The following is a 25,336-nucleotide window of genomic DNA, read 5'->3' as shown; positions in this document are numbered from 1 at the left end:
AAAGAGAGGAAACGAAAATGGGCAAGATAAAAGTCATGACGGTTTTTGGAACCAGACCAGAGGCAATTAAAATGGCTCCACTTGTAAAAGAATTAAAATCCAGACCGGAGATCGAACAGATCACCTGTGTTACGGCACAGCACCGTCAGATGCTGGATCAGGTACTGGAGACTTTCCATATTGTACCGGAATATGATCTGGATATTATGAAGCAGGGACAGACCCTGAATGAAGTCGTACAGAGAGTGCTTGGAAGTATCGGGGAAGTGCTGGAGAAAGAAAGACCGGATATTGTACTTGTACATGGAGATACGACGACTACATTTGCCGGTGCACTGGCGGCATATCACAGTCAGATCGCGATCGGTCATGTCGAAGCAGGTCTCAGAACATGGAACAAGTATTCACCATTCCCGGAGGAGATGAACCGTCAGATGGTAGGATGTCTTGCAGATATGCATTTTGCACCGACAGAGGTAAGTGCCAAGAATCTCCGCGATGAAGGGAAAAAGGAAGAAAATATTTATATTACGGGAAATACAGCAATCGATGCCATGGCAACGACAGTTGATGAAAATTATGAAAATCCGATCTTTGACTGGATCGGGGATGACCGGATGATCCTTCTGACTGCACATAGAAGAGAAAATCTCGGTGAACCAATGTACCATATTTTCAGAGCGATCAAAAGGATCGTAGATGAATTTGCAGATGTGAAAGTTGTATATCCGATCCATATGAATCCGAAGGTACGTCAGATTGCAAAAGAAGTTTTTGATGACTGCGACAGAGTTCGCCTGATCGAGCCACTGGAAGTATTTGATTTCCATAATTTCCAGAATAAGAGTTATCTGATCATGACAGACAGCGGCGGAATCCAGGAGGAGGCTCCATCTCTTGGAAAACCGGTACTTGTCCTGCGTGATACGACGGAAAGACCGGAGGGAATCAAGGCAGGTACGCTGAAACTGACCGGAACAGATGAGGAAGTTATTTATAATGAGACGAAAAAGCTTCTCAGTGATAAAGAGGCTTATAATGCAATGAGTCATGCAAGCAATCCGTATGGAGACGGTCATGCGAGTGAAAGAATTGCAGATGCGATCATTGAGAAGTTTAAAGACAGATTATAAAGGAGCGGCCTTATGGAAAGAAATGTGAAATATCTGATCATCGGAGCAGGAATATCAGGACTTACGTTTGCAAATTATGCAGATGGGGATTATCTGATCGTAGAGAAGGAAGATGAAGTCGGTGGATATTGCCGTACGATCAAAGAAAAAGATTATGTATGGGATTATGCCGGACACTTTTTCCATTTCAGTACAGATGAGTTTAAAAAGCGGTTTATCGACAGTGTGGATGAGGATGAGATCATCTATAAAGATAAGAATACAAAGATCATCTACAAGGGAGAACTGGTAGATTATCCGTTCCAGACCAATATCCATCAACTGGAAAAAAGTGAGTTTATCGACTGCCTGTATGATCTTTTCCATAAAGAGGAAAAAGAAGAGTATGATAATTTCCTGGATATGCTGTACGGGAAGTTTGGAAAATCTATCGTTGAGAAATTCCTGAAGCCATATAATGAAAAGCTGTATGCGGTTGATCTGACCACTCTGGATAAAGATGCAATGGGAAGATTTTTCCCATATGCGGATATTCCGGCGATCATTGACAATATGAAGGCGAACAAAGACAGTACTTCTTACAATAATTCGTTTCTGTATCCACGTTCAGGAGCAGGATCTTTTATCCAGATCCTGTATGATGCACTGGATAAGGAGAAAGTACTGTTAAATCATGTGGTTGATAAGATCGACAGAGCGAATAAAAAAGTGATCCTGAATGATGGATCAGAGATTTCTTATGAATATCTGATCAATACGTCACCACTGAACCGGTTCCTTACTTTATTTGATGAAGAAAAGATGCATGAGCTTCAGTCCAGACTTTCTTACAATAAAGTACTGGTGTTCAATCTTGGATTTAATAAAAAATCGAAGTATACGAAAGAACACTGGTTCTATATCCCGGATAAAAAGATCAATTTTTACCGGATTGGATTTTATGATAATATTCTGGATGCGGATAAGCTCAGTATGTATATTGAGATCGGATACAGTAAAGATGCGGTTGTAACGCAGGGGATGATCGATGAGCAGTTAAGACTGACACTTGAGAATCTTCTGAAGCTGGGAATTATTGACGAAGAGACAAAATTAGAAGCACATTCCACCATTTTAATGGATCCGGCTTATGTGCATATTAATTCAGAGACAGACGCTCAGATCACAGAGCTGAAGAAAAATCTGGCAGATGAAAATATTTACACGATCGGAAGATATGGTGCATGGACTTATTGTTCCATGGAAGACTCTATGATCGCTGCCAAAAATCTTGCTGAAAAATTAAAAGATAATTAGTCAGACCGTGAGGGGAGAAAATGAAAGTTTTCTCCCTTTTCGTGCGTTTAAAATAAAAAAGCGTAGAAAATACAGAATATGGAAAAAGAAAGTAAATTTTTCTTTTTTTACTGGTCAGAAAAAGAATTTATTGGTACAATATTACTATAAGATTTTCAGAAAAGGAAAGGATGGAAGGGACATTATGAAAAAGAAATGGCTGACAGCCCTGGGGCTGACGTTTGTTCTCTCCCTGTCTGGGATGATGACTTCTTATGCAATGGATAATTCAGCAGAGAATGTGGCAGAAAGCTTTGTGGAAGAGAAGAATGCAGAGACGGAAAGTGCAGCAGCTATACAGCAGGAAAATGAACATGAGGCAGACGTAACGGATTCAGAGAAAAGTACAGAAGACGTGATAGATCCAGAGGAAAGTTCAGAAAATAGCGGAATAACGGAAGAGAAAAATGGCTGGGTGGAAGAGTCCGATGGAATCCACTATTATCAGGAGGGTAAGGATTTAAGAAATGCCGGATACAGTCTGGATGGTTACTGGTACTATTTTGATGCTGATGGTGTGATGAAGCAGAATAGTTTCAGGCAAAAGAACGGACAGAGCTTCTATTATGACGGGGAAGGACATCTTGTACTGAACGAGGAGTTGGACATCAATGGAAAGCACTATAAATTTACCGAAAGTGGTGCAGCTTATACAGGCTTGTATACAGACGGCACAGATACATATTATTATCAGGCAGACGGCAGCCGGGCAGAAGATGCAGGAATGCAGCTGAATGGCTACTGGTGTTATTTCCAGAAAGATGGAAAGCTGTTAAGCTCAGGCTGGAGAGAGAAGGCAGGAAATTATTACTATTATGATGAAGCAGCTCATTTAGTAACGAACCGTGGAATTGAGCTGGACGGTCACTGGTATTATGTCGATGGAAGCGGAAGAAGATATACGGCTCAGTTCCGTCAGAAGAACAATACGCAGTATTATTATGATGAAAATGGATATCTGGTGACAAATTGTGAACTGGATATCAATGGAAAGCATTATAAATTTACAGGAAGCGGTGCAGTTTATACAGGATGGTATGTTGGGGAGGACGGACTGTATTATTATGACCAGCAGGGATTCTGCCTGACAGATACAGGGAAAAAGCTGAGTGGTTACTGGTACTATTTCCAGAAAGATGGAAAGATGTTAAGCTCCGGGTGGAGAGAAAAAGATGGTAGTCACTATTATTATGATGCTCAGGGACATCTGATCCTGAATGCAGGGATGAAGATTGATGGCTACTGGTATTATCTGGATGGAAATGGCAGACGATATGAATCCCAGTTCCGTCAGAAAGGTGCTGACTGGTATTATTATGATGAGGAAGGTCATCTGGTACTGAACCGGGATATGAAGATTGGAAAATATCGTTATATTTTCCAGAATAACGGAGCAGCATACCGGGGACTGAAGACCGAGAATGGAAAAGTGATCGGTTTTACCCCGTTGGGCCGACAGGCATTTGATGATGGTGTAAAAGATGGAAATGACTGGTACTATTTTGATGCTGCGGGTAATATGAAGAAAGATTACTGGCGGACGAAAGATGGTGGAAAATACTATTATCAGGCAGATGGAACGCTTGCAAGGAATAAAGGATTAAAGATTGGCGGAAACTGGTATTATCTCACCGACAGCGGAAAGATGCATACAGGCTGGAGAAATAAGGACGGTTATCGTTATTATTATAATAGTTATGGTCATCTGGTAATGAATGGCACGATCACGATCAATGGTGTGACATACAGATTTGATGCGTATGGCCGGCTGATGAACAGTCCAAGACGTATTTCTGTATTTTCTACCGTATCTACCAATAATTATAATGGTACATACAATATGACGAAAGCATTGCTTTACTTTAACCAGGTTACGATCCAGCCGGGACAGACGCTTTCTTTCTTTGGAATAGCAGGTCCATGTGGAAAGGCTCAAGGCTTTCTTCCGGGAGGCGTTGTAGGCGGAGTCGGTTATGGCGGAGGAATCTGTCAGGCAAGTACGACGCTGTACGGTGCGGCATTGAGAGCAGGGCTTACGATCGTGCAGAGAAGGAATCATTCTGTACCATCTACCTATGTGCCGATCGGACAGGATGCGATGGTGAATTATGGATCGTCTGATCTGAAGATCAGAAATGATTACAATTATGCAGTGAAACTTGTAACATACGTGAGCGGAAATACACTTTATGCTGAAGTATGGGGCATCCAGCCGGACTGGTTTGATTCAGTAGACATTGTGTCATGGAAGACCGGAAGCAGAAGTGCTGTGGCATATCGTAAGTATATTAAAAACGGGCAGGTTGTAAAGACAGAGCAGCTTCCTTCTTCCTATTATTCAAGATAGGCGGAGAAAAAAGAAAAAGGCATTGGAGATAAAAATCCGATGCCTTTTTGTGATATTCAGTCAGAAATCTGTTCCTTTGTATTCGGAAGGAAAAAGATCATATAAAAGTAAAAGAAAGTCAGAGTAAATTCCCGCCCTAAAAGAGAATAATCCATTCCGAGAGAGATAAGGAAAGCAATCCAGATCCCGATATGAAGGAAAAAGAACTTCTTTTTCAGGGAGTAGATCAGGATGCTGACAAAAATCAGTGTGAATAATAATCCTACCGGCAGAGAAAATCTCCACATTTCATTCAGAAATACATTGTGGCAGTTATAGACCTGAAAAGAAATTCCCGGAACAGAGAATTTGGCAGGTCCAAAGCCGGTTCCAATCCCCAGAGGATTTTTCAGTATCTGTCGGATTCCTTCTGCCCAGATATAAGTACGGCTGCCAAGTGTCCAGATATTACGTTCACGGCTCATACGCCAGATAACAAATGCCAGGAGGATGACCGGTGGAATCAGGAGAAGAAAATACTTCTTATTGAGCGTCCGGAGTTTTGACCGGAGAGCATCAAGTGCAAGTCCTGCATAGATCAGCACGGCAGCAAAAAGTGCAGTATATGTATGGGAAATCACGATTCCAAAAAGGAAAACAAGATTGGAAACCGGGAAAAACCATTTATTCTTAAACTGCTTCCGGCAGATCACACTGAAAGCAATAAAGAGGAGAAGAACAAAGCAGTACTGGCTCTTATGGTAATAGATCCAACTGAAACGGGTCTCGTAATAATTCGGATCTTTTGCGACCGGTATGACCATGCCGTTTATGAAAGAAACGGAGGTGTATCCCAGATAGTATACGATAATACCAAGAATTGTTGTTACAACCTGAAAAACCAGCAGTACCGAAACAGCCAGAGGTTCTTGCCGGAAGAAAGCTGCCCCATGGATCAGAAGTACTATAAAAAACAAGACCGCCAGTGAAAAGTTGAACTGTTCCCATAACCACCGTGAATGTGTGAAGTTTATATACAGAGAAAAAAGGTTATACAGGACTAAAAGCACCAGGATCCAGCAGCAGAATCGTCGGTCAGACGGATCAGTCAGACGGACCGGACGATGATAGGCGAAAACGGTCCAAAGGATCAGCAAGCCGGCAAAAAGACCTGCAAAGGTAAATTCTGTATAGTAAGCACTGTCAAAGCTGACATACTGCATTGGATAAAATAATGCGATCAGAAAAAAGTAACTATATAGAAGGAATGATATTTTATTTTTGGTTTGTGGTTTCATATAGAGATCTCCTTTGATTAATCTGCCTTTCAGTTTAATATATTTGTCATAATTCGTCAAATTTTCTTAAAAAATTCTTATTTTGCTGTACAGAGCAGGTTTGCAGGGGTTGAATTGTTGAAAAAAAGGGAATTATATACTATAATCAAAATTGTATGATTATGAATTGATTGGAGCAAAGATAGATGAAGCAACAAAATAAACTGGATCCGTATAAATGTCTGATCCGATTCCTGACTGTGATGGTTCTTGTACTTGTGCTGACAGGGATGTTCATCGTTGTCTGGAAAAGATATCATAACTGGGGAATTGTATTTCCATTTTATCATAAAGGATATTGGCTGATGGGAGCATTTTACGCTTTCTTCTACTTTATCTTTATGTATCTTATGGGAGGAATGAATGTGGGGTCCCTGCGGATGAGTAATCTGTGCCTTTCCCATGGACTGGCAGCAGCGGCGGCCAATGTATGTATTTATCTGGAGACAGTGCTTCTTTCGGCAAGATTTGTAAGTGTCCTGCCATTGACATGTCTGACGTGTGTGGATATGCTGGTGATCCTGCTGTGGGTGATCTTTTCGGCAAAGCTGTTCCGGCGTCTGTTCCCGGCGAGAATTGTACTTTTGCTGTATCAGGAGTATGACCCGATGCCGTTCCGCAGGAAAGTGCGGATGAGAAGTGACCGTTATATCATTAAAGAATCATTTAATGTGGATGAGGAGTGGGACATGGTCGTAAAGAAGATTGATGATTATGATACCGTCTTTCTCTGCGATATTCATGCACCACTTCGCAACCGGCTTTTAAAATATTGTTACGCACATGGAATCAGAACGTATATCACACCAAAGATTTCCGATATCATTATCAGAAGTTCGGAAAATAACCATATGTTTGATACACCGTTATTGCTGGCAAAAAATGAAGGACTGACGTTTGACCAGCGGCTGGCAAAGAGAGTACTGGATCTGGTTGTATCGATTATTGCACTGGTCATTACTTCACCGGTCATGCTGGTGATCGCGATTGCCATTAAGGCATATGATGGCGGCCCAGTATTTTTTGTCCAGGATCGTTGTACGATCAACGGAAAGGTATTTAAGATCCATAAGTTCAGAAGTATGATCGAAAATGCAGAAAAGGACGGAGAAGTAATCCCGGCGACAGATGATGATGCAAGGATTACTCCGGTTGGAAAGATAATCCGCAAGACGAGGCTGGATGAACTTCCTCAGTTCTTTGATATTCTGATTGGAAATATGAGCGTGGTCGGTCCAAGACCGGAACGTGTGGAACATGTAGAAAAATACGTGGAGGAAGTACCGGAATTTACCTACAGAATGAAAGTGAAAGGTGGACTGACAGGGTATGCACAGATTTATGGAAAATACAATACTTCAGCTTATGACAAGCTGAAGCTGGATCTGATGTATATTCAGAATTATTCAATCCTGCTGGATCTGCGGCTGATCCTGATGACGGTAAAGATCATGTTTATCAAGGACAGTACAGAAGGGTTTGAGGAGATAAAGCCTTCAGAGAAAAAAGACTGAGAGATCGGAGAGGAGGCTTTCTTGTCTCTGATCATAAAGAACAGGATACAGGAGTTTGATGTGAAAGAGTATTATAAGAAGATCTATAAGGGTTCAAAAGCGGAGTTTATGAAAAAGCTGGAAGGGGAGATTGAGGCAGGGAAAAAGCAGTGCGTGGTGACTGCCAATCCTGAAATCTTTATGCTTGCCGACCGGATGAAAGAGGTAAGAGGACTGCTGATGGCGGAGGATACGACGATCGTTGCAGACGGGATTGGAATCCTCATAGGCGGGAAAAAGCTGGGATTTCATATAAAGGAAAGGATTCCGGGTGTTGAAATCTGCAGTGATCTTTTTGAATGGGCAGATAAAAACCGAAAAAGCCTGTTCCTTTTTGGAGCAAAGCCTGAGGTGGTAGAGACGCTGGCTAAAGAGATCGAAAGAGAATATCCGGGGATTTATTTATGCGGATATGAAAATGGATATGTGAAAGATAAGGATGCGGTTCTTGAACGGATCGCAGAAAAAGAGCCGGATATTTCACTGATTGCACTGGGAGCCCCAATGCAGGAACTCCTGATCCGCAGGCATATGGCGTCTTTTAAAAAAGGCGTACTGATCGGCGTCGGCGGAAGTTTTGATGTACTGAGTGGAATGAAAAAGAGAGCTCCGCAATTCTTCGTAAAATGTAATCTGGAATGGTTATACAGGATCGTAACAGAACCAAAGCGGCTGAAACGGTTCTGGAATAATAATATAAAATTTTTGTTTGTTCTGAGAAAGGAAAGCCATGAGTGAACTGATCGGAAAAATTAAAGAAAAAGGTATCAGGCAGAGTGTGCGCATGATTTCTGTCAAGATGAAAAAGCAGGAGAAGTGGGACGTAAAAAATCTTCGTGGGAAAAGAAAGAATGCGATAGATAAATTACTGAGCCGGGAATTTGATACAGTAATTATTTTTGAGAACCATTTTGGGTTTTACAATATCATGCTTCAGCGTCCCCAGCATCTGACAAAAAAGCTGGCAGATGAGAGAACGCTGGTCTTATACAATTCTTATTATGATGTGGACTATAAAAATCCATCCAGGATCACCCGGGTAGCCGGAAATTGTTTTGTACTGGATCTGTATTATTACAGGAATGAGATTCTCAGACAGTTACGTCAGAAAAGGGCGGACAGGTATCTGATGGTCTATTCTACCGATACAGTTCCAATGAGCCGGATTCGTCAGTATCAGCAAGAAGGATTCAAAATTTTATATGAGTATGTGGATGATATAAATCCTGACCTGATCGCACCGGGCAGACTGGATATGATCCTTGAAAGACATGAGTCTCTTATAAAAGATCCTGCGACTTATGTTATTGCAACGGCAACCCGCTTATATGAAAATGTCAGGAAGATTAATCCGGCTGCGAAGGCTGCATTGATCTCGAATGGTGCAGAGTGTGAAAAATTTCCACCGGATCAGAAGACAGGAGAGAAAGAGTACCTGTCCTGGCTCAGGCCGGATTCTGTGAAAGCAGGTTATTACGGGGCAATGGCAAGCTGGGTGGACTATGATCTGCTGAAGGCACTGGCAGACCATCCGGAGATACAGATCATCCTGATCGGGATCGAGCATGATGCAAGTCTGCAGGAAAGTGGCATTTTAGAATATAAAAATGTCAGATTTCTCGGAAAGAGACCATATGAAGAACTTGCCGGTTATGCACATTTTTTTGATGTATGTATGATCCCGTTTGTTGTGAATGATATTACGGAATCTACCTCTCCGGTGAAGTTATTTGAGTATATGGCTATGGGAAAACCGGTTGTTGCAACATCACTGCCGGAGTGCAAAAAGTATGAACTGGTAAAGATCGCTGATACAAAAGAAGATTTTGTGGAGGATGTTCTTAAGCTGGCAGAAAAAGGAAAGTCAGAAGAGTTCCAAAGCAGGTTGATGGAGTGTGCCAGAGCGAACGACTGGAAAGCAAAAGCGGCAGAGCTGAAGGATTTTATTAAAGAAGGCGGAATGCCGGACAGTGTGAAAAAGGAGCTGAAAAATGAAAGATAAGCTGAGCAAAGTGAAAAATCTTGTAAAAAAATATGGACTGACCGGAACAATAAAAAAAATGACCGGATATATTTATTCCAATTATATTGTGCGGATTTCGATGAAAGAGAAAATCTATGTGGCATTGAATAAAAAGGAGATCCGAAAGCGATTGAAGCGGATGCTGGAGAGAGAAGACTACGACCGCATTGTGGTATGGAGAAGTTCTTTTGGATGGGATGTGCCTCTGTATCAGAGACCGCAGCATATTTTTACTAACTTTGCAAAGCAGAGAACCCTGGTGCTGTATGAAGTGACAAGATTTACAGATGATGTAAAAAGGATCAAAAGACAGTCAGAAAATCTTTACCTTGTCAATTTTATGAATAAGGCATTTGCTAACTATATTTTTGAAGCCATTGAGCAGCAGGAAAAACCAAGATATGTTCAGTTCTATTCAACAGACTGGACACTGACCAAAGGGCAGATCGAGGAGTATGAGCGACGTGGATATAAGGTTGTATATGAATATATTGATGATCTGAATCCTCACCTTGCCGGAACGGATGAATTGCCGGTCAATGTCAGGGAAAAGTACGAGAAGACCATGAAGGAGAAAGACTCGATCGTGGTTGTAACAGCAGATGCACTGCAAAGGGATGTCCTGTCAAAAAGAGGGGATTCTCATCTGGTGTTTTCTTGTAACGGTGTGGATTATAACCATTTCCATAATGAAATTGATCCGGACTTTAAGTTTGAAAAAGAATTTGCAGAGATTCTTGAAAAGGGACAGCCGATGATCGGATATTACGGGGCATTGGCAAAGTGGTTTGATTATCAGCTTGTTAAAGAACTTGCAGAGACGGGAAAGTATCAGATCGTACTGTTTGGAATTAAATATGATGATTCTTATGAAAAGGCGGGGCTTGACAGACAGGAGAATGTCCATTTCCTGGGTTCAAGGGATTATCATGTATTGCAGAATTATGCTGCAAAGATGGATGTACTGACCATCCCGTTTTTGATCAATGAGATCACAAAAGCAACCTCTCCGGTCAAATTGTTTGAATATATGGCATTGAATAAGCCGATCGTCACGACTGACATGGATGAGTGCAGAAAGTATCAGTCAGTCCTGATCGGGCATGACCATAAGGAATTTGAAGCAAAACTGGATGAGGCATTGGGAAAAAGGTCAGATAAAGCGTATATAGAACTGTTAGACAGGGAAGCATTGGAGAATACATGGGAAGAAAAGGCAAAAGCAATCATAGAAGAAATGAAGCACTGCGAAGAAGCAGACGGGAACCGGTAAGTAGACAGCCGCATATGCAGACTTCAGGCAGAAGGCAGAGACATCGAAGAAGATCCAGAAGACTTCGGCGGAGAAGAAGGCTTTTTGGAATTGTTGTGGTACTGATCCTGGCAGCGGGGATGGCAGGAATTTTTCTGTGGAAAAGAAGTCATACTGCGGGAAGTCCCCCGACATCTGAAAATAAGGGGGGATCAAAGGATACAAAAAAGAAAGATGCTCAGAGCGGGACATCCGATTATACGATAGAACTTCAGGGTGACAGTGAAGTGACTGTCAGGCTTGGAGATCCGTATGAGGATGCCGGTGCAGTTGTGAAAGACCGGCAGGGGAATAGAACAGATATCAGCGTCAGTCTGGAGGAATATGATCTGAATACGGCAGGAGAACACCAGTTGGTTTATAAAGCCACCGATCCCAAAGGAAAAGAAATCTCAGCACAGAGAACCGTTACGGTGACTCCGAATAAAGAATATGGAGCAAAAGGTCTTCCGATTTGTATGTATCATTATGTATATGATGCTAACAGTGTCCCGGAGAATCTGAACTCCAATTATATAGAAGTGGGAACACTGGAAGAAGAATTGAAATATCTGCATGAGAATGACTATTATTTTCCGACCTGGAAAGAAGTGAGGGAATATCTGGACGGAGAGAGAATCCTTCCGGATAAAAGCATTGTACTTTCTTTTGATGATGGTCCGCTGTATATAGAACTGGCAATCCCTTTATTTGAAAAGTATCAGACACCTGCAACTTCTTTCGTGATCACCAGTTATTATAATGATAAAAGCATGTTGGATCCTTACCGAAATAATCAGTATCTGACACTGGAGTCGCATACAGATAATATGCACCGTGGTGGTGGAACTTACGGACACGGAGGTATTTTCCCGGCTTTATCGAAAGAAGAAGCCCTGGCAGATCTGAAGAAATCCATTGAGTATTGTGGAAATGGAGATGCACTTGCATATCCGTTCGGGGATTATACGGCAGAGTGTGAACAGACGGTGGAAGAGGCTGGATTTTTATGTGCAGTTACGACAGAACCGGGCAAATGTTATCCGGGAGATGATCCCTATGCTCTGACGAGAGTACGAATGTTAGGAAGTCAGTCATTAGATCAGTTTATTTCAGAGATCAACTAAAGAGGAATAAAGAGAGGTGCTTCTTATGGGCAGAGAAGTGAGAAGACGCGGTAGAAGGCGTGCAGCGGCAGCGAAAGAAAAAAATAAGAACTGGTTTATGAAGTTGAAAATGTGGCAGCGGGTCCTGCTCTGCACCGTAGGGGTGCTGATCTGTACTTTTTCTGCGGCAGCAATTTATGTCGCAGCAAAGTGGGGAAAGATCCAGACGCAGGATATTGAGGCAAAGGATCTGATTATCAATGAGGAAGTTCAGGAGAAGAACGGGGAGATCAATCTGGGAAAAGGTTATACCAATATCGCCCTCTTTGGTGTGGATTCCCGTGATGGAAATCTTGGAAAGGGAAACCGCACGGACTGTATTATTGTAGCCAGTCTGAATAATGAGACGAAGGAAGTAAAGATGATATCAGTTTACCGGGATACACTGCTGGATCTTTCTGACGGAACTCTTCAGAAATGTAATGCTGCTTACAGTTATGGAGGACCAACGCAGGCTGTCAATATGCTGAATTTGAATCTAGATCTTGATATCCAGAAATATGTGACCGTAGATTTCGGTGCCATTGCAGATGCGATTGATCTGCTGGGCGGAGTGGAGATCGAGATCAAAGAGGAAGAGATCCAGTATCTCAACAAGTTTGTTCAGGAAACTGCAGACTCTGCAGGAAAAGAGGCACACCGGGTAGAAACTGCAGGACTTCAGTTATTAGACGGAGTTCAGGCAACGACTTATGCAAGAATCCGGTCGACAGCCGGTGGTGACTTTACAAGAACAGAGCGACAGCGTCTGGTTATTGAAAAAATCGTAGAAAAGGCAAAAAATGCGGATCTTATGACTTTGAATGCGATCATCGACAAGGTATTTCCACAGGTTGCAACCAATTTTACACTTTCTGATATCCTTTATTATGCCCAGGCTTATACGGAGTATCAATTATCCGGTAATATGGGATTCCCACAGGATAAATCGACTGATACGATATCAGGACTTGGAAGTATTGTAATCCCGGAAGATCTGACATCGAATGTATCTGCACTTCATCAATTTCTATATGGGGTAAATGATTACAGTCCGTCTTCTAAAGTGAACAGTATCAGTGAAAAAATTGCTGCGAGGGTCGGCACAGGTGGAAATGCACAGGATTCAGGAAATTCATCGGGAAAAAGTGATTCATCATCCACGGGAGGGACGCAGGATCGGACCTATAATGAACCACAGCCATCGGCTCCTGATGACTATGAGCCGACAGTACCGGATCAGCCGTCAGATAATGGAAATAGTGGAACTGATCCCGGAACAGACAGTGGAACCGGTGATGGAAATCCGGGAGCAGATACCGGTGAAACCGATCCGGGAGACAGCAGTGGAGACAGCAGTGGAACTGGTGAAAATGGTGGACAATTATAGAAAAACCGTGTATGATAAGAGATAATGACTTAAATCTAATATGAACAAAGGGGTAGTTACATGAAGATGATGAAAAAAGCAGCAGCGATGATTTTATCGGTCTGCCTTACAGTACCAATGTTTGGCACGATTGTCAGTGCTGCACAGGGACAACTGATGTTCTCAGACCCGGAGACAAAGGTAGGAGAAACGGTAGATGTAAGCCTGGTTGTAAAGACCGGAGGAGATGCGATCGGAGATGCAGATATCACAATGAGCTATGATACATCTGCTCTTGAATTTGTCAGTGGTGATGGTGTTCAGGCAGATGGCTCAGGGAATCTGACTTACTCAGGCAGTGGAACAGGTTCTGAGAATGAACTGCGTACGACACTTCAGTTTAAAGCACTGAAAGCCGGAGATACAACGATCAGTGTTCAAAGCTCCAAAGCGTATCTTTACAATGACGAGACACTGACACTGGCAGAAGGTTCTTCCGCAGTAAAAGTAGCAGCAGGCGATGATGGCAGTACAGAGATTACGACAACTGCGGCAGAGGGAGGGACTCCCGTTGCCGGAGAGACAACCAATATCACAGTTTCAGTAAACGGGACAGATTATCTCTTCTCAGAGGCATTTACTGCAGCAGATCTTCCGGAGGGATATACAGAAACAAAGCTTACATTCAATGGTGAAGAAAGAAAATTTGCGAAGAATGGTGCAGGTGTATGTATCGGATATCTTGTAGATTCTGCGGGAACAGGAAAGTTTTTCCTTTATAATGAAGAGGATGCTACATTTTTACCGTATACGGAGATTCAGATTTCAGACAGTACCTCGATCATTCTTCTGAGTGATACAGGAGATGTATCGCTTCCGTCTTCTTATCAGCAGGGAGAACTGACAGTTGGAGACCAGAGTTATCCTTACTGGGCTGATCCGGAGAATGACCGGTATGATCTGATGTATGCTTTAAATACAAGAACCGGAGAAAAAGGATTTTATCAGTATGATTCATCAGATGGAACTTATCAGGCGGTTGAGACACCGACAGAGCAGGTAAAAGAGAAGACGAATGAGTCAGCTCTTTCTAAAATAGGAAATTTTATCGCAGATCATACTTTATTTGTCCTGATCGCAGCAGGAGCATTTGTTCTGATTCTTCTGATCCTCATGATCATTTTTGCAATCAAGCTTGTTCACAGAAATCAGGAACTGGATGATCTTTATGATGAGTACGATATCCCGTTTGAAGAGGAAGAAGAAAAGCCGGCAAAGAAGAAAAAAAACCGCAAGGCAGAGAAAGAGCCGGACGATGAGTATGAAGACGAGTATGACGATGAATACGACGATGAGTACGAAGACGAGTACGACGATGAATATGAAGACGAAGACGATGATGAGTATGAAGACGAAGACGATGATGAGTATGACGATGAATACGACGATGAGTATGAAGACGAGTATGACGATGAATACGACGAATATGATGACAGCGAGATAGAAGAAGATGAGAAGGCAGATCCTTTAAAAGGAGATACAAGAAATTTTAAGAGACCACGAAGAGGCAGAAAAAACCCGGAATATGATGTGGATTTTGTAGATCTGTAAGGAAAAGAGAGGCAGGCATATTATGAAATTGATCATAATGTGCCTGCTTTCAACATTTGTTAATCAAATGAACACACTTTCATCACAATCCTTTATTACTATATAACCATAAAAGAAATACAAAATAAATATAAGAGAAAGCGGGTATGAATCATGGATAATCAGTATAGTTATTATAATCCAAATGAGACAGAAGGAAATACATCAAACGGTACGACATTTTATAATAATGGACAGGGTGATGATGGAAAGACACCAAAAAAGAAAAAGGAGCATAAAAAAATGCCGAAGGCTGTTGCGGTAACAGGACTGGCACTGATGTTCGGAGTTGTATCAAGTGCTACATTCCTTACTACTAATTATGTGGGAACGAAAGTACTGAAGCTCGGAACAACGCAGAAAAGTACCAGTACTACATCGACCAGTGCAGTTACCAGTAATGCATCACTGACGAAGACATCCAGTGTGGTCACATCAGATGTATCCAGTGTGGTGGAAAATGTAATGCCATCCATCGTTTCTATTACGAATATGAGTGTGCAGGAGGTTCAGAACTATTTCGGAGGAACTTCCAAGCAGGAAAGTGAAAGTGCCGGTACAGGAATCATCATTTCACAGAATGATTCAGAACTTCTGGTTGTGACAAATAACCATGTGGTTGCCGGAAGTGATACACTGACAGTTACCTTTGCAGATGGCAACAGTGTTGAAGCAAATATTAAAGGAACGGATTCAGAATATGATGTTGCTGTGGTTGCAGTTCCGCTGGATTCTATTTCTGAAGATACGAAGAAGGCTATCTCAGTTGCAACGCTTGGTGATTCTACAGAGCTGAAAGTGGGAGAACCGGCGATCGCGATCGGAAATGCACTTGGATATGGACAGTCAGTTACAACAGGAGTCATCAGTGCTTTGAACCGTTCTGTATCAGAGACAGACCAGACAACCGGAGAAACGACAGAGAGCAGTGTGAAACTGATTCAGACAGATGCAGCGATCAATCCTGGAAATAGTGGCGGAGCTCTTGTCAATGCCAGTGGTGAAGTAATTGGAATTAATTCATCCAAGCTGGTAGGAGATTCTGTTGAGGGTGTTGGATATGCGATCCCGATCAGTGATGTATCAGATCTGATCGAGAACCTGATGAATCAGGAGACAAAGACCAAAGTTGCCGAAGCAGATCAGGGAGCAATCGGAATCAAGGGAATGAGCGTTTCTACAGAGTATTCCCAGCAGTTGAATATGCCAGAAGGTGTATATGTATCAGAAGTTACTAAAGGTGGCGGAGCAGAAAAAGCAGGCATGACAAGGGGATGCATCATTACAGGAATCAACGGAACAACGGTTTCAAGCATGGATGATCTTCAGGAACAACTGCAGTATTATGCAAAAGGTGATGAAGTAGAGCTTACGATCCAGGTACCACAGAGCAATGGAGAGTATCAGGAGCAGAGTGTGAATGTTACTTTAGGAGCAAAGCAGACAAGTAAATAAAAAGCATAAAAGCTGAGTTTGTGTTATAATATGCAAAGAGGCTGACACTTTTACGAGCAAGAATCGCAGAGTGTCAGCCTTTTTTCTCATCAGTGCCGGACAGAATTACCGGTCAAATTCAGGATTGACAGCATAAAAATTCTTACTGTCCAGTTTTTCCTGAACAATGCGGAGACTTTCACCGAATCTCTGGTAATGTACGATCTCCCGTTCCCTTAAGAAACGGATCGGATCACAGACTTCAGGATCTTTGATCAGCCGGAGAATATTATCATAGGTAGTGCGTGCTTTCTGTTCAGCACTGAGATCTTCATGGAGATCGGTGATCGGATCCCCTTTTGACTGAAATGTTGTTGCACTCCAGGGGACACCTCCTGCAGACTGTGGCCAGAGAGCAAGAGTGTGATCCACATAATAGGGAGCAAATCCGGAATGTTCGATCTCCTCAGGGGAAAGATTGCGGGTCAACTGGTGGACAATCGCACAGACGATCTCAAGGTGGGCAAGCTCTTCTGTTCCAATATCGGTCAGTATTCCGGTAACTTCTTTATATGGCATGGTATACCTTTGGGATAAATACCGCATAGATGCACCCAGTTCCCCGTCAGGACCGCCAAACTGGCTGATAATAACCTGTGCAAGACGGGGATTAGTCTGTGTAATCCTGACAGGGTACTGTAATCTTTTTTCATAATTCCACATATTCAGCAGCCTCCTTCCTGCCATGGCCATGGCTCATTGATCCAGGACCAGTAATCAGACTCACAGGCAGTTGCAGTATCGATCGTAAGCGGACCATAGGCAGAAGCATATTCCCGTAATGCTTCATTCCGCTTTCGGCTGCATTCATTAAAAAAGAGGAGTGCATTCTGATCCCATGGATGTGTATCCAGAAATAATTTTGTGTCATCTACGGCAAAGCTGATCTCATTGATATAATTTAAAAGTTCTCTGCGATTCATTTTCTGACAGGTCACTGACATACGCCTCCTTTTCCACAAAATGACTTATCAAGGTCCCGGAAAATCGTGCCACGGTGGAATCCTTTGTTGGAATCGTAAAGATCTCTCCAACGCTGCCATGGAACATAAGCCATTGCAATCGGAAGATCTTCCAGAGGATCTTTTATACCGCAGCCACAGTCAGGTTTTGCCGGTACAGGCTGGATTTTCTGACTGACAGGATGGCTGCAGGGTTCCGGGACAGGACGGCGGCAGTTGCAGCTATGTCCGGACTGACAGGAACGGTGCTGGTTTATTTGATTCTGATAAATTGGCAATGAAAAAACTCCTTTCCTGGTATCTACAGAATTATTGTATGGAATTTTAAACGAAATGTGAGAAAGTGTCCTCTTTACATTTGAATATAAATCATTTATAATGTACGAGTTGGCGGGGTGTGGCTCAGTTTGGTTAGAGTGCACGGCTGGGGGCCGTGAGGTCGCAGGTTCGAATCCTGTCACCCCGAGTGCAACGAACAGGACAGGACGGTCCGGGAAAGCCGGAGTGTTTTGCCTGAAAGACTGGAATTTAATAGAGTTATCAATGGGGATACTGTGAAACTTGAACGCTCACAGTATTTTTCAATTAAAAAGGAATTTCCCCGAACCTAGTAAAAAGAGAAATTATAAAAGGAGCGGATAGTATATGTGTGGATTTGCAGGATTTGTCGGAAGTGTTGATGACAGAGAACAGGTACTTGTTAATATGATGAATACCATCATACACCGTGGGCCGGACAGCGAGGGAAAATATGTGGATGAGGATGCTGCACTTGGATTCAGACGTCTGAGTATCATCGATCTTTCCTCAGTAGGAGATCAGCCTCTTTATAATGAAGACAAAAGCATGGTTCTTGTATTTAATGGAGAGATTTATAATTATCAGGAGCTGAAGAAAGAGCTTCAGGATGCGGGACATACTTTTGTATCCAATACAGATTCTGAGACATTGATCCACGGCTATGAAGAGTGGGGCGAAAGTCTGGTGGAAAGACTGCGTGGGATGTATGCCTTTGCCATTTGGGATACCAGGAAAAAGAAATTATTTGTGGCAAGGGATATTTTCGGAATCAAACCGCTGTATTATGCACAGATGAATGGAACGCTGATGTTTGCATCAGAGATCAAGGCATTTATGGAGCATCCGAAATTTGACAAGGTATTTAATGAGGATGCACTTGGAAATTATCTTTCTTTCCAGTTTGTCCCTACAAATGAGACTTTTTTCAAAGGGGTGTTCTGTCTACAGCCGGGACATTATTTTACTTATGAGAATGGTGAACTGAACATTACCCGTTATTTTGAACCGAATTTTACAGGGGATACAGAAAAATCTTTTGAAGAGATCGTGGATGATGTGGAAGCGGTTATGAAAGAATCGGTTGCCATGCATAAGATCAGTGATGTAGAGGTTGCCTCCTATCTGTCGAGCGGAGTAGATTCCAGTTATCTGACTTATCTGGGACAGGTGGATCGTACTTTTACAGTAGGATTTGATGAAGGAAAATACAGTGAGATCCAGGATGCAAAGGAATTTGCCGCAAGCATTAATATGAAGAATGATGCAAAAGTGATCACACCGGAAGAGTACTGGGACAGACTGTCTGATATTCAGTACTATATGGATGAGCCGGTGGCTGATCCGGCAGCGATTGCACTGTACTTTTTAAGTGAAGAGGCATCCAAAAAAGTAAAGGTTGTTCTTTCAGGAGAGGGATCGGACGAACTGTTTGGAGGGTATAATATTTACTGTGAGCCATTGGAGCATACGTCTTTTAATAAGATCCCAATGCCGATCCGTCGGTTCCTTGGAGCATTTGCAGAACGCTGCCTGCCTCGTGGAATGAAAGGAAGAGGTTTCCTGATGCGTCATGGCAAGACACTGGAAGAAAGATATTTTGCCAATGCAACGAATATTTTTACAGAGCGTGAAGCGAATAAGATCCTGAAAAACGGCTGTAAACCGGGCATTCAGAAGATCACGAAGCCTTTATATGACAGAGTGAAAGGAAAGGATCCGGTCACAAAGATGCAGTATGTAGATCTTCATTTATGGCTGGTACATGATATCCTCATGAAGGGAGATAAGATGGGAATGGCAAATTCCCTGGAAGTAAGAGTTCCGTTCCTTGATAAGAAGGTGCTGGAACTTGCAGAGACATTGCCGTTGGACTATAAGGTTCGTGCTCCGCAGACAAAAGTAGCTTTAAGAGCGGCAGCAGAAAGAAATATCCGTAGCAAGACTGCCGAAAAGAAGAAACTCGGATTCCCGATTCCGATCCGTGTATGGCTGAAAGAAGATCGTTATTATTCACGGGTAAAAGAGATGTTTCAGACGGATGCTGCAAAGAAATTTTTTGATACAAAGTTACTGATTAAAATGCTGGATGATCATAAGGCAGGAAAGAACAGCAATGAAAAGACCGATAACAGCCGTAAGATCTGGACAGTTTACATTTTCCTTGTATGGTATGACAGATATTTCGGACATGGTAAGCCGGTACATCCTGCCATGCATACAAGATAGGACAAAAGGCAGGTCAAGATGGGGAATAAAAGAAGAAATCTTGGGGATACGCAGCCGATGCAGCCGGTGAATCCGCAAAGAGCAGAGAGAGCGGAGCGAAGAACGCAGCGGGGGCAGAAAAATTACCGGGAAGCGTATGAGCGTGAACTGGAATACAGAAGAGCAGTATCAAGAACACCCGCACCGCAGAACCGCTCCGGACAGAGATCACGCAGCAGGCAGCAGGAAAGCAGCTTAAGTGCAATCATACAGCAGATGAGAAAAAAGAAGAAAAAAGAAGGAACGAAGTACTTTGACTATGATCTTTTACTGGTGATCATTTTCCTGATGTGTTTTGGACTGATCATGCTGTACAGTACAAGTGCATATACCGCACAGGTTGAGAACGGAAATGATATGTTCTATTTTACGAAGCAGGCGATCATCGGGGCAGTGGGGATTCTGATCATGCTTGCTGTATCGAAGATAGATTATCATATTTATGCTGCATTTCACACGGAGATTTTTCTGGTGGCAATGGTTCTGATGGCACTGGTAAAGACTCCTTTGGGAATGGAACTCAACGGTGCAAGGAGATGGATCCAGTTGCCTGGAAATATGTCCTTTCAGCCGGCAGAGGTGACGAAGATCGCAGTGATCCTTTTCATTTCATATAAATTGTGTGAATATGGAAAAAAAGCTTACGGCATCAGGGGCTGGCTTAAGATCGGGGCTTATGGGGTTGTGGCTGCAGGCGGTGTCTTTGTGCTTACGGATAATCTGAGTACAGCGATCATTGTCATGGCGATCACGGTTCTGCTCCTGTTTTTAGTACATCCAAAGACAAAACGGTTTGTCGTTTTTGCATGTGTGGTATTGGTTCTGGCAGTTATTGTGGTAGTTTATCTGAAAATACAGATCAGTGATATGGCAACGAGTACGGATTTCCGTATGCGGAGGATCATTGCATGGCTGAATCCGGAAGCAAATTCAGACAAGGACAGTTATCAGTTCCTTCAGGGCTTATATGCAATCGGATCAGGTGGATTTTTCGGGAAAGGTCTCGGGAACAGTACCCAGAAATTAAGTGCGATCCCGGAGGCACAGAATGATATGATCCTGACGGTGATCTGCGAAGAACTGGGAGTATTCGGAGCGATCCTGATCCTCTGTCTGTTTGGATTCATGCTTTACCGGCTGATGTTTATTGCAAGAAATGCACCGGATCTTTATGGATCTCTGATCGCAGCGGGCATCTTTTCGCATATTGCTCTGCAGGTGATCTTAAATATTGCAGTCGTGACCGGTCTGATCCCTACCACAGGAGTTACACTTCCATTTATCAGTTACGGAGGTACAGCAGTCGTCTTCCTTTTAGCAGAGATGGGGATTGCACTTGGGATCTCATCAAAAATAGAATTAAAAGATTAAAGCCGTTATCGGGGAATTTGAAGAAATATCAGAGACGCTGTCTGCTAGGTGCAGGCAGCGTCTCTGATATTTTGAACAAAAGGTTATAAACTATCGAATAAAAGGCTTTTCATTTCATGAGAAGTGTGATATATTTAAACGTAGTATTAAAAACTACATATAATGGAAGAAGATAATACGCGTTGTGACGCAGGAGGGATTATAAATGGAGTACAGAATAGTTGTAGATAGTTGTGGAGAACTGACTGATGAGATGAAGAAGAGTGGAATCTATAAGACGGCATCTCTGAGTATGGAGGTAGATGGTGTCCATATTCAGGATGATGAATCTTTTGATCAGGCAGATTTCCTGAAGCGGGTTGCCGAAAGTTCGGAATGCCCGAAGTCTTCCTGCCCATCACCGGAGAAATATATGGAGCTGTATCATTGCGAAGCGGAGCGGGTTTATGCCGTGACGCTTTCGGCAGAACTGAGCGGTTCTCATAACAGTGCAGAGCTTGGAAGAAAGTTATATGAAGAAGAGTATGGCAGGAAACAGATCCATGTCTTTAATTCAAGATCAGCATCGGTCGGAGAATCTCTGATCGCATTGAAGATTCAGGAATGTGAAGAAAAGGGAATGGAGTTTGAAGAAGTAATCGCAAGTGTTGACCGGTATATCGAGGAACAGCATACTTATTTTGTGCTTGAGAATCTTGATACGCTGCGGAAGAACGGAAGACTGACAGGACTGAAATCGCTGGCGGTGAGTGCCCTGAATATCAAGCCGGTCATGGGGGCGAACCCGGAAGGTCAGATCTGTCAGCTTGGACAGGGAAGAGGCATGAAGAAAGCTCTGGCGAAGATGGCAGAACAGATCGCCGCAGATGCGATCAATCCGACGGAAAAGATTCTTGCAATTTCTCATTGCAACTGTCCTGAACGTGCGATGGCTGTGGAAAAGCTGATCCGTGAGAAGATAAATGTAAAAGAAAGCTTTATTGTAGATACGGCAGGAATCAGCAGTATGTATGCAAATGACGGTGGAATAATAGTTGTACTTTAATACGCTTTGTGGTAGAATGAAAAAAGCGTATTGAAAGGAGCAGAAGAAGATGAGTCAGGCAAAAGTTGATCGTTATAAAAAGGAAAAAGAAAATCGGAAAAAGCTGATGCGTAAGCAGAAGATGATGGGAATCGTACGAAAGGGAGTTGTTGCAGTGATTGCAGTGGCACTGATTGGCTGGTTGGGATATTCAGTATATGATATGCATGAATCGAACAAAGAGAGAGCGGTTACAGAAGTGAATTATGACTCGATCACGGATTACCTGAATGGACTTTCCTCTGCAGAATAAAGTGGTGGGAAGTGGGAAACTTCCCGGATACCGGATCAGAAAGTGGGGGCTGGTGGAAGAAAGCCATCACGGGATGCGGAATAGAAGAATGAAAAGAAAAGTGAGAGATATAATGTATGGCAGAAGTTGTACATTATGTCTCTTTTTTTTGCCAAAGGATGCAGGAGAAGCCGCCGGTGGCAGATTCTCTGTATTTATACGGACAATGAGTTAAAAGCTGTGCTTGTACGAGGTCCGGGTGACTGAAGGTTCCTGTGCATGAAAAAGTATTGGAAAAGAATGAAAAAACTCTTGAAAAAGGGGGAAGAGTGGTTTACAATGGAGGCAAGTGGTAAGAAAGTGGTGAGAAGTGGCACATTGTGGAGGCTAATGGAGTCTTACGTTTGAGAGAAAGGGTTCCGGATGTTATTAGGAGAGTATAATCATAACATTGATGAAAAGGGCAGATTAATCATTCCGGCCAAATTAAGAGAAGGGCTGGGTGACAGCTTCGTTATCTGTAATGGACTGGAAGGCTGTCTTTTTGTGTACTCTCAGGAAGAATGGAACAAATTCGTTGCCGAACTCGAGTCTTTACCACGGATGAACAAGGATGCCAGAATGTTCAAGCGTTATTTTTTCGGAAGTGCAAATGAGGGAAGTTTTGACAGGCAGGGGAGAGTGCTTGTTCCTACGTCACTCAGAAAAGCAGCACATCTTGAGAAGGAAGTGGTACTTGTAGGAGTACAGGACCGCGTTGAGATCTGGGATAAAGCTCTTTGGGAAGAAAAGAGTCAGATCAGTGAAGAAGATTTGGATGCGATTGCGGAACGCATGGAAGCGATAGGAATACGCATCTGATGACAGAAGGCAGCCGGGGAGAAGGCAGCCAAAAGGAGGAAATTATGGCATTCGAGCATATATCAGTACTGTTGTATGAGACCGTGGACGGGCTGAACGTAAAACCGGATGGCATCTATGTGGATGCAACATTAGGTGGAGGCGGACATGCTTATGAAGTCTGCAGTCGACTGGGCAGTCAGGGGAGATTAATAGGAATAGATCAGGACGCCGATGCAATCAGGGCAGCGGGAAAACGTCTGGAATGCTTCGGGGAGAAAGTCACGATAGTCAGGAGCAACTATTGCGATATGAAGCAGCAGCTCCAGAAACTGGGCATTGATAAAGTGGATGGGATCACGGTGGATCTGGGAGTTTCATCGTATCAGTTAGATACTGCAGAAAGAGGATTTTCCTATCGGGTGGATGCACCGCTTGATATGAGGATGGATCAGAGACAGAAGATGACAGCCCGTGACATTATCAATGATTACAGTGAATCAGAACTTTATCGGGTGATACGCGACTACGGAGAAGACCGGTTTGCAAAGAACATTGCAAAGCATATTGTCGCAGAACGGAAAAAAGCACCGATAGAGACAACAGGACAACTGAATGAGATCATCAGCCATGCGATTCCGATGAAAGTCCGGAAAACGTCAGGACATCCGTCCAAAAGGACATTTCAGGCGATCAGGATTGAGCTGAATCATGAATTGGATGTATTGCGAGATACATTGGATGACATGATTGAACTGCTGAATCCGGGTGGAAGACTGTGCATTATTACGTTTCATTCACTGGAGGACAGAATCGTCAAGAGTTCTTTCAGAAAAAATGAGAATCCTTGTACCTGTCCGAGCCATTTCCCGGTTTGCGTATGTGGAAATGTATCAAAGGGAAAGGTGATCACCAGAAAGCCAATTCTTCCGTCGGAAGAAGAGCTGGAGGTAAACAGTCGTTCAAAAAGTGCGAAGCTCAGAATTTTTGAACGTGCTTAGGTAAAAAGGGAGTATTTAGAGTATAAAAGAACGTTCTTTCGGGAAGGGGAGAGCCTGAGAGAGCAAATTTCAGGGAAAGGGGCTGTATAGGATGGCAGCAGATAGAAGATACAGACAGCAGAACAGAGTCACTTCTGACAGAGAAAAGTTTTATGTATATGGAAATGCTGTACGTCAGGCAGAAGTTCAGCCCAAAAGAAGACAGGAAGTTCGTCCTGCAAAGACAGGGAAGACAAGCAGTCAGGTAATGAGAAACCGGAATCGTGCGATGAAGATCAGTCCGGCTTATGCGATATTTTTCATTCTTGCAGCGGTCTGTACAGTAGCGGTCTGTGTGGTGTACATCAGACTGCAGACAGAAGTTGTTACAAGATCAGCTCATGTTACTTCGATGCAGGAAGAACTTGCGGACTTGACAGAGGCAAATGATACAGCGTATAATGCGGCTGTTGACTCCGTGAATCTGGACACGGTGAGAGAAAAGGCCATGAACGAGATGGGAATGGTTTATGAATCCCAGGGAAATGTTGTGGAATACAAAAGTCCTACGAGTGATTATGTAAAGCAATATGAGGAGATCCCAAAGGACGGTGTTCTTGCCCAGTCCAGGGATGTATCAAAATAA

At 43.0% G+C, this 25,336-nt stretch carries 22 protein-coding genes and 1 tRNA gene; 19 read left to right on the top strand and 4 right to left on the bottom strand.

The annotated features are described in order from the left end of the window. Positions 1 to 17: 17 nt before the first annotated feature. From wecB to NQ541_RS07600, 3 genes are all read left to right on the top strand, one after another. Entirely contained in the window at positions 18 to 1,133 is a 1,116-nt protein-coding gene (gene wecB, locus NQ541_RS07610) for a non-hydrolyzing UDP-N-acetylglucosamine 2-epimerase (protein WP_005610886.1), read from the top strand. Positions 1,134 to 1,145: 12 nt separating this feature from the next. Then, positions 1,146 to 2,429 (top strand): protoporphyrinogen/coproporphyrinogen oxidase, encoded by a 1,284-nt coding sequence (locus tag NQ541_RS07605; RefSeq protein ID WP_005610887.1) that lies wholly within the window; start codon positions 1,146 to 1,148, stop codon positions 2,427 to 2,429. Positions 2,430 to 2,613: 184 nt separating this feature from the next. After that, on the top strand, positions 2,614 to 4,815 hold the full coding sequence (locus NQ541_RS07600) for a VanW family protein (RefSeq protein WP_023922892.1): 2,202 nt from the start codon (positions 2,614 to 2,616) through the stop codon (positions 4,813 to 4,815). Between the two features lie 56 nt (positions 4,816 to 4,871). Here the strand turns inward: NQ541_RS07600 and NQ541_RS07595 are convergent, their stop codons facing one another. Continuing rightward, entirely contained in the window at positions 4,872 to 6,092 is a 1,221-nt protein-coding gene (locus NQ541_RS07595; RefSeq protein WP_023922894.1) for an O-antigen ligase family protein, read from the bottom strand. A 185-nt stretch (positions 6,093 to 6,277) separates the two neighbouring features. Here NQ541_RS07595 and NQ541_RS07590 point away from each other — a divergent pair, with 185 nt between their 5' ends. The 8 genes from NQ541_RS07590 to NQ541_RS07555 all read left to right on the top strand — a co-directional run bounded on the left by NQ541_RS07590 (position 6,278) and on the right by NQ541_RS07555 (position 16,617). Beyond that, positions 6,278 to 7,645 (top strand): sugar transferase, encoded by a 1,368-nt coding sequence (locus tag NQ541_RS07590; RefSeq protein WP_005610890.1) that lies wholly within the window; start codon positions 6,278 to 6,280, stop codon positions 7,643 to 7,645. A gap of 21 nt (positions 7,646 to 7,666) precedes the next feature. Next, positions 7,667 to 8,422 carry a WecB/TagA/CpsF family glycosyltransferase gene (locus NQ541_RS07585; protein ID WP_005610891.1) on the top strand — a complete coding sequence of 252 codons (756 nt, stop codon included), beginning with the start codon at positions 7,667 to 7,669 and terminating at the stop codon, positions 8,420 to 8,422. Beyond that, positions 8,415 to 9,686 (top strand): glycosyltransferase, encoded by a 1,272-nt coding sequence (locus NQ541_RS07580; protein WP_005610892.1) that lies wholly within the window; start codon positions 8,415 to 8,417, stop codon positions 9,684 to 9,686. The genes NQ541_RS07585 and NQ541_RS07580 overlap by 8 nt, the downstream gene beginning before the upstream one ends. Next, positions 9,676 to 10,980: a glycosyltransferase gene (locus NQ541_RS07575; protein ID WP_005610893.1), complete on the top strand. Its 1,305-nt coding sequence runs from the start codon at positions 9,676 to 9,678 to the stop codon at positions 10,978 to 10,980. Before NQ541_RS07580 ends, NQ541_RS07575 begins: the two co-directional genes overlap by 11 nt. Further along, a complete protein-coding gene (locus tag NQ541_RS07570) occupies positions 10,911 to 12,125 on the top strand; it encodes an immunoglobulin-like domain-containing protein (RefSeq protein WP_049905093.1) in 1,215 nt (404 codons plus the stop codon). The genes NQ541_RS07575 and NQ541_RS07570 overlap by 70 nt, the downstream gene beginning before the upstream one ends. A 25-nt stretch (positions 12,126 to 12,150) precedes the next feature. After that, positions 12,151 to 13,533, top strand: coding sequence for an LCP family protein (locus tag NQ541_RS07565; protein WP_005610896.1), 1,383 nt, complete (start codon positions 12,151 to 12,153; stop codon positions 13,531 to 13,533). A 60-nt stretch (positions 13,534 to 13,593) separates the two neighbouring features. Continuing rightward, positions 13,594 to 15,123, top strand: a complete 1,530-nt coding sequence (locus tag NQ541_RS07560; RefSeq protein WP_005610897.1) for a cohesin domain-containing protein — start codon at positions 13,594 to 13,596, stop codon at positions 15,121 to 15,123. 153 nt (positions 15,124 to 15,276) lie between these two features. Continuing rightward, the gene (locus NQ541_RS07555) at positions 15,277 to 16,617 is read left to right on the top strand and encodes a S1C family serine protease (protein ID WP_005610898.1); all 1,341 of its coding nucleotides are present in this window, start codon (positions 15,277 to 15,279) and stop codon (positions 16,615 to 16,617) included. Between the two features lie 105 nt (positions 16,618 to 16,722). Here the strand turns inward: NQ541_RS07555 and NQ541_RS07550 are convergent, their stop codons facing one another. From NQ541_RS07550 to NQ541_RS07540, 3 genes are read right to left on the bottom strand one after another with little or no spacing between them, the layout of a single operon-like run. Continuing rightward, complete coding sequence (locus NQ541_RS07550; RefSeq protein ID WP_005610899.1) at positions 16,723 to 17,319, bottom strand: manganese catalase family protein; 597 nt, start codon at positions 17,317 to 17,319, stop codon at positions 16,723 to 16,725. Positions 17,320 to 17,321: 2 nt separating this feature from the next. Beyond that, positions 17,322 to 17,600: a spore coat protein CotJB gene (locus NQ541_RS07545; protein ID WP_023922908.1), complete on the bottom strand. Its 279-nt coding sequence runs from the start codon at positions 17,598 to 17,600 to the stop codon at positions 17,322 to 17,324. Continuing rightward, positions 17,591 to 17,896, bottom strand: a complete 306-nt coding sequence (locus NQ541_RS07540) for a spore coat associated protein CotJA (RefSeq protein WP_226978712.1) — start codon at positions 17,894 to 17,896, stop codon at positions 17,591 to 17,593. Before NQ541_RS07540 ends, NQ541_RS07545 begins: the two co-directional genes overlap by 10 nt. Positions 17,897 to 18,009: 113 nt before the next feature. On the opposite strand from NQ541_RS07540, the gene NQ541_RS07535 reads away from it, so the two are divergent. From NQ541_RS07535 to NQ541_RS07500, 8 genes are all read left to right on the top strand, one after another. Next, a tRNA-Pro gene (locus NQ541_RS07535) sits at positions 18,010 to 18,084 on the top strand. Positions 18,085 to 18,263: 179 nt separating this feature from the next. Beyond that, on the top strand, positions 18,264 to 20,144 hold the full coding sequence (asnB, locus tag NQ541_RS07530; protein WP_005610903.1) for an asparagine synthase (glutamine-hydrolyzing): 1,881 nt from the start codon (positions 18,264 to 18,266) through the stop codon (positions 20,142 to 20,144). Positions 20,145 to 20,162: 18 nt separating this feature from the next. Next, entirely contained in the window at positions 20,163 to 21,554 is a 1,392-nt protein-coding gene (locus tag NQ541_RS07525; protein ID WP_005610904.1) for an FtsW/RodA/SpoVE family cell cycle protein, read from the top strand. Positions 21,555 to 21,759: 205 nt separating this feature from the next. Continuing rightward, the gene (locus NQ541_RS07520; RefSeq protein ID WP_005610906.1) at positions 21,760 to 22,599 is read left to right on the top strand and encodes a DegV family protein; all 840 of its coding nucleotides are present in this window, start codon (positions 21,760 to 21,762) and stop codon (positions 22,597 to 22,599) included. 49 nt (positions 22,600 to 22,648) lie between these two features. Further along, entirely contained in the window at positions 22,649 to 22,891 is a 243-nt protein-coding gene (locus NQ541_RS07515) for a hypothetical protein (protein WP_005610907.1), read from the top strand. A gap of 402 nt (positions 22,892 to 23,293) precedes the next feature. After that, on the top strand, positions 23,294 to 23,731 hold the full coding sequence (mraZ, locus tag NQ541_RS07510; protein WP_005610911.1) for a division/cell wall cluster transcriptional repressor MraZ: 438 nt from the start codon (positions 23,294 to 23,296) through the stop codon (positions 23,729 to 23,731). A gap of 44 nt (positions 23,732 to 23,775) precedes the next feature. Then, on the top strand, positions 23,776 to 24,711 hold the full coding sequence (gene rsmH / locus NQ541_RS07505; RefSeq protein ID WP_023922913.1) for a 16S rRNA (cytosine(1402)-N(4))-methyltransferase RsmH: 936 nt from the start codon (positions 23,776 to 23,778) through the stop codon (positions 24,709 to 24,711). Positions 24,712 to 24,802: 91 nt separating this feature from the next. Further along, positions 24,803 to 25,336, top strand: coding sequence for a hypothetical protein (locus NQ541_RS07500; protein ID WP_005610913.1), 534 nt, complete (start codon positions 24,803 to 24,805; stop codon positions 25,334 to 25,336).

Source organism: [Ruminococcus] lactaris ATCC 29176, from assembly GCF_025152405.1.
Classification (GTDB): domain Bacteria; phylum Bacillota; class Clostridia; order Lachnospirales; family Lachnospiraceae; genus Mediterraneibacter; species Mediterraneibacter lactaris.
This window is presented reverse-complemented; position numbering and strand designations above follow the sequence as displayed.

Excerpts from the sequence above, each read along its gene's own strand:
- NQ541_RS07525 (WP_005610904.1), top strand. The coding sequence starts at position 20,163 with ATGGGGAATAAAAGAAGAAATCTTGGGGATACGCAGCCGATGCAGCCG.
- wecB (WP_005610886.1), top strand. The coding sequence starts at position 18 with ATGGGCAAGATAAAAGTCATGACGGTTTTTGGAACCAGACCAGAGGCA.
- NQ541_RS07590 (WP_005610890.1), top strand. The coding sequence starts at position 6,278 with ATGAAGCAACAAAATAAACTGGATCCGTATAAATGTCTGATCCGATTC.
- NQ541_RS07550 (WP_005610899.1), bottom strand. The coding sequence starts at position 17,319 with ATGTGGAATTATGAAAAAAGATTACAGTACCCTGTCAGGATTACACAG.
- NQ541_RS07575 (WP_005610893.1), top strand. The coding sequence starts at position 9,676 with ATGAAAGATAAGCTGAGCAAAGTGAAAAATCTTGTAAAAAAATATGGA.
- NQ541_RS07515 (WP_005610907.1), top strand. The coding sequence starts at position 22,649 with ATGAGTCAGGCAAAAGTTGATCGTTATAAAAAGGAAAAAGAAAATCGG.
- NQ541_RS07570 (WP_049905093.1), top strand. The coding sequence starts at position 10,911 with ATGGGAAGAAAAGGCAAAAGCAATCATAGAAGAAATGAAGCACTGCGA.
- rsmH (WP_023922913.1), top strand. The coding sequence starts at position 23,776 with ATGGCATTCGAGCATATATCAGTACTGTTGTATGAGACCGTGGACGGG.
- NQ541_RS07520 (WP_005610906.1), top strand. The coding sequence starts at position 21,760 with ATGGAGTACAGAATAGTTGTAGATAGTTGTGGAGAACTGACTGATGAG.
- NQ541_RS07595 (WP_023922894.1), bottom strand. The coding sequence starts at position 6,092 with ATGAAACCACAAACCAAAAATAAAATATCATTCCTTCTATATAGTTAC.
- NQ541_RS07560 (WP_005610897.1), top strand. The coding sequence starts at position 13,594 with ATGAAGATGATGAAAAAAGCAGCAGCGATGATTTTATCGGTCTGCCTT.
- NQ541_RS07565 (WP_005610896.1), top strand. The coding sequence starts at position 12,151 with ATGGGCAGAGAAGTGAGAAGACGCGGTAGAAGGCGTGCAGCGGCAGCG.
- NQ541_RS07600 (WP_023922892.1), top strand. The coding sequence starts at position 2,614 with ATGAAAAAGAAATGGCTGACAGCCCTGGGGCTGACGTTTGTTCTCTCC.
- NQ541_RS07580 (WP_005610892.1), top strand. The coding sequence starts at position 8,415 with ATGAGTGAACTGATCGGAAAAATTAAAGAAAAAGGTATCAGGCAGAGT.
- NQ541_RS07555 (WP_005610898.1), top strand. The coding sequence starts at position 15,277 with ATGGATAATCAGTATAGTTATTATAATCCAAATGAGACAGAAGGAAAT.
- NQ541_RS07500 (WP_005610913.1), top strand. The coding sequence starts at position 24,803 with ATGGCAGCAGATAGAAGATACAGACAGCAGAACAGAGTCACTTCTGAC.
- NQ541_RS07605 (WP_005610887.1), top strand. The coding sequence starts at position 1,146 with ATGGAAAGAAATGTGAAATATCTGATCATCGGAGCAGGAATATCAGGA.
- mraZ (WP_005610911.1), top strand. The coding sequence starts at position 23,294 with ATGTTATTAGGAGAGTATAATCATAACATTGATGAAAAGGGCAGATTA.
- asnB (WP_005610903.1), top strand. The coding sequence starts at position 18,264 with ATGTGTGGATTTGCAGGATTTGTCGGAAGTGTTGATGACAGAGAACAG.
- NQ541_RS07545 (WP_023922908.1), bottom strand. The coding sequence starts at position 17,600 with ATGTCAGTGACCTGTCAGAAAATGAATCGCAGAGAACTTTTAAATTAT.